Annotated in this window: 2 pseudogenes; both read left to right on the forward strand. The window is 59.6% G+C overall.

Annotated elements, in window-relative coordinates:
* A pseudogene (locus tag ACYVDE_RS25820) lies at positions 1-302 on the forward strand (DUF4249 domain-containing protein); the annotation flags it as partial.
* A gap of 65 nt (positions 303-367) precedes the next feature.
* Positions 368-557: pseudogene (locus ACYVDE_RS25825) on the forward strand (hypothetical protein); the annotation flags it as partial.

Below are 557 nucleotides of genomic sequence, written 5' to 3' on the forward strand. Positions count from 1 at the left end.
GCTTCGTCAGCGCCCACTCCGTCGAGTCCCGCCGCCTCTTCATCAACCGCCAAGACGTGCCCACCAGCTGGCGCGTACGGTCAGGCTATGAAAGCTGCGTGCCGCCCGACAGCCTGTTTTTCCCTCCCCGGGCCGTTATTGCCGATATCCTGCGGGCGGCTTTTGCCTCTGGGCAGTACCTGCCGCTCGAAGAATTTAATATCGTAAAAGGCTCGAACAGCCGGGCGGGCTACACATTTAGAACCCGCGACTGCATCGATTGCCGCACCCGGGGCACCGATGTAAAACCCAGCTTCTGGTAAAGCGCATTGCCTGGCCGGCCCGTTTTTTCGCTCTTCTTCAACACGTTGTTATTCAATACTGTCTTATGTATCGCATTCTTTCCATTCCGGCTGTTCGCCTGCTGTGCCTGAGTTTGGGCTTGCTGCTGGGCTCGTGCACGGACCCGTACCAGCCCGACGTGGTCAAGTCGCCGCCGAGCTACCTGGTCGTCGACGGCTTTCTCAACAGCCGGGGCGTGACCACGATTAAGCTCTCGCGCACCTACGCCATCGCCT

It is taken from the genome of Hymenobacter agri, from assembly GCF_054778495.1.